Annotated in this window: 4 protein-coding genes; 2 read left to right on the top strand and 2 right to left on the bottom strand. The window is 39.2% G+C overall.

Annotated elements, in window-relative coordinates; translation table 11 throughout:
* Nucleotides 1–163 precede the first annotated feature (163 nt).
* Both bamC and dapA read right to left on the bottom strand, forming a co-directional pair.
* Nucleotides 164–1,261 carry an outer membrane protein assembly factor BamC gene (bamC, locus tag ACWXWT_RS20105; protein WP_456043344.1) on the bottom strand — a complete coding sequence of 366 codons (1,098 nt, stop codon included), beginning with the start codon at nt 1,259–1,261 and terminating at the stop codon, nt 164–166.
* Between the two features lie 4 nt (nt 1,262–1,265).
* Nucleotides 1,266–2,150, bottom strand: a complete 885-nt coding sequence (gene dapA, locus ACWXWT_RS20100) for a 4-hydroxy-tetrahydrodipicolinate synthase (RefSeq protein WP_456043343.1) — start codon at nt 2,148–2,150, stop codon at nt 1,266–1,268.
* A 284-nt stretch (nt 2,151–2,434) separates the two neighbouring features.
* Here dapA and ACWXWT_RS20095 point away from each other — a divergent pair, with 284 nt between their 5' ends.
* Both ACWXWT_RS20095 and bcp read left to right on the top strand, forming a co-directional pair.
* The gene (locus ACWXWT_RS20095) at nt 2,435–2,971 is read left to right on the top strand and encodes a glycine cleavage system protein R (RefSeq protein WP_456043342.1); all 537 of its coding nucleotides are present in this window, start codon (nt 2,435–2,437) and stop codon (nt 2,969–2,971) included.
* A 73-nt stretch (nt 2,972–3,044) separates the two neighbouring features.
* Nucleotides 3,045–3,512 (top strand): thioredoxin-dependent thiol peroxidase, encoded by a 468-nt coding sequence (bcp, locus tag ACWXWT_RS20090; protein ID WP_456043341.1) that lies wholly within the window; start codon nt 3,045–3,047, stop codon nt 3,510–3,512.
* Nucleotides 3,513–3,727 lie beyond the last annotated feature (215 nt).

Here is a 3,727-nt window from a genome sequence, read left to right as displayed (position 1 = left end):
AGGGCTTCAGAGAGTTCCATAAAAAAATCCGATAATAAAGATTATCGGATTTTCGCAGACTGAAAAGATCGGTCAACCGATCTGTTCAGTTTTTATAGCATTACCGCTTAACTGATCGGCATTACGCATAATGCGTCTCTTTCGACTAAAAAATCAATAAAGCTTAACGCATTTTACGGTCTTCTTGCATTAAGTCAGAAATAATTTCATAAACTTCAGTAATGGACTCATTAGATAATGGTTTATCTTCTACGTCATGAAGCAAAATCTTTGTTTGATTGACATCATCGGTTTCTTTAAGCAGTAAACGATAGTTGCCTTTTTTCAGTGACAATTTTTCCTCGTTCCATAACGAACTCCAGAAACCACCACTTTCTTCTAAATTAATATAAAACAAGCCTTTGCTAGTATCCATGTCAACAACATCAAAACCCATTTCCGGTAATACTAACCGTAAGCGATCCCAAACCGATTTATAATTTGCATCTGCTATCCAATAAGCGGGATCAGTAGCATTGGTGATCAAGTCAACTTTAATACCCAAACTTTTTTGAATGCGGGCTGCACGAATTGCTTGATCACGTTTAATGCTCATATAAGCAATAGCATTGTTTAACATATCAATGGTATAACGACGCTTGTCTTCACCACTTAATAATATTTTTTGATCTTTATCATTATAGAACTCTTGATGTTCAACTAAATCAATCGACACAGTACCTGAACGACCATGAGGTTTCACATCCACCTGATAACGGTAACGTTGACGAAGTTGATATACTTTGTCACTGCTCCACCAATTAGATTCAATAATCTCGTCATTTTCAATCCAATCGGTTTCGATAAACCCTGCATCGAAATCTTCATCACGAATTGCAATATTATTTTTAGCTAAATAACCATCAATAACATCAAAAATTTCTTGTTTCAAATCGGTAGTACTTTCAATCGACTCAATAACGACACGAATATTATTACTGCTTTCTTCGATATGGGTACCTTCGGCCATTGGTAAAACTTGCAATGGAGCACGAATGTCGAGTGCTTTACCAATAATCTGCTTGTTTACCTTACTTCCCACTTCTGGAATGTCATATTCCTTGCTGTAAGTTGGCGTATTCAAGCCCTGTGGTATCGTCAATAATGGGGCTGTTTCAGCATTAACGAAATCATCATTACCATTGGCCTGACGACGGTCTAATGGCGTGCTGCAAGCTGAAACTGCGGCAACAAGTAGTAACGGAGTGACTTTCTTTAACATGAATTTATTTTACCTTAATATGAGCTTGTTTCATTGTTTCTATTAACAGACCATGAAACTGTTCTGAAAGTTCAGTTAAAGGCAAACGAATATGACCATTAGTTATCAAGCCCATTCTATGAACAGCCCATTTGACAGGGATTGGGTTTGCTTCACAAAATAAAGAGCGATAAATACCTGTTAATGACTGATCTATCGTTTTAGCTAATTGTTCATCTTTAGCCAATGCAGCATCGCACATTGCTTTAAACGAATGTGGAACAATATTATTCGCCACCGAAATAACGCCATTACCGCCAAGTAATAAAAACTCGCGAGCAGTCGCATCATCACCGCTATAAAGTAAAAAGTCTTCGCCACACAGTTCACGTAAACGGGCAACACGGCTCACATCCCCAGTCGCTTCTTTTACGCCAATAATGTTACTCACACTAGCTAATTCGGCCACCGTTTCGGGCTTCATATCAACAGAAGTACGACCAGGCACGTTATAAAGAATTTGAGGAATGTCAGTACTGGCTGCGACAGCCTTATAGTGAGCGATTAATCCTTTAGGTGATGGTTTGTTATAATACGGGGTTACGCCAAGCATGGCAGCAACACCTGAATGCTGTAATGATTTAGTGAGTTCGACAGCTTCTGCTGTGGCATTTGCGCCGTTGCCGCCAATCACAGGGATTCGGCCTGAGGCAAACTTAACCGTTTGCGCCACTACAGCAGCATGCTCCGCCATTGGCAAAGTCGCTGACTCTCCTGTCGTACCGACCGCAACAATGGCATCAGTACCTTGTTCAATATGGAACTCAACAAGCCGTTCAAGACTTGCGTAATCTATTGTGCCATCACTGTTCATTGGAGTGACTAAGGCTACGATGCTTCCGTTTATCATCTATCTTCCCCACGGTTTCAGGATTCGCTATGTTACTGATGCCAACCAATAATGACAAGCACTACGGTAACCATAATCTGAAATAAGTCATTTATACTATTTATTGCAGCGTAACCTAGCATCTTTAAAGGCATAGCGCTAAAAAATAATCACATTTCTGTGAGTGATATAGGTTACTATATTGAGGTGTTTAAATGAAAGATGATAGCATTAACACCTGCACCAAAACTTACATGCTTTTGCATAAGTTTTCACTATAAGAAATCTAAAAGTGAGGAAAATCCATGACCAATTATCTGGTCGTTACGGCAATGGGCGCAGACCGTCCGGGATTAGTCAGTCGTTTAGCGCTTTTAGCAAGTGAATGTGATTGCGATATCGTCGACAGTCGTATGGCTTTATTTGGTAATGAGTTTACCTTAATTATGATGGTATCAGGCTCATGGTCTGCGATAACAAAAATTGAAAGTTTATTGCCGAGCTTAAGCGTAGAGTTAGAGCTCATGACGGTAATGAAGCGTACATCTAAACATACCCCGAAAAACTATATCTCTCGTATTGAAGTTATTTTCAATGGCGAAGACCAGCGTGGGACCATGAAAAGTATTACCCAATTTTTGGCCGATCGAGGCCTCGATTTAGCCGCCGTTCGCTCTCACGCAGATGACAATGACAGCCTTAAAACCCAATCTATTTTATTAGCCATTAACATTCCTGATAAAGTCAATTTATTGGAACTGGAACAAGATATTCATCAGCTTGCTGAACTGATGTCACTTGAATGCACCATTAAACGAATGCAAGGTATTGCGGCACCTTAATCTTGCTCTATTCATTTAGGAAAGCGGCTAAATTGACGTAATACACAGATATTTGATAAATGAAGGATTAATAATGAACACATTACAAGTCGGTGATATCGCACCAACATTTACCTTACAAAATCAAGCTGACGAAACCGTCTCTTTACAAGACACGCTCAAAAAGGGCCCTGTTTTAGTTTATTTTTACCCTAAAGCATCGACGCCAGGATGTACGGTACAAGCTCAAGGCTTACGTGACATTAAACCTCAGCTTGATGCCCTTAATGTTACTGTGTTTGGTATAAGCCCAGATCCAGTTTCTAAGTTGGCTAAATTTGCTGAAAAACAACAATTAAACTTCACTTTACTCAGTGATGAAGACCACGCTGTAGCCGATGGGTTTGGGGTTTGGGGCGAGAAAAAATTTATGGGAAAAGTTTATGACGGTATCCATCGTTTAAGTTTTATTGTCGGTATTGATGGTAAAATTAGCCATGTATTAAACAAATTTAAAACAAAAGATCATCACCAAGTGGTGTTAACCACATTAGCAGAGTGATACCAATTTCATTAAATATCTGGTCAGTTCAGAGTCTCTCAGGTTTTTCAATTCAAGGCACATTGATGTAGAAATGGTTGTTCCCTTCTAAATCGATGTAACACAGAAGTGGAATACCTGAGAGACTCCATTCTGGCGGGTTTCAAAGTCCTTTATGCTTCGTTAGATGCTTTCAAAATACGACTGCATGGTCTATTTTTTTCCATAAAAAATAA

The sequence above is a fragment of the Shewanella sp. A22 genome (assembly GCF_053850585.1).
Note: the sequence above shows the minus strand (reverse complement) of the source record. Positions and strands in the feature narration are given on the sequence as shown.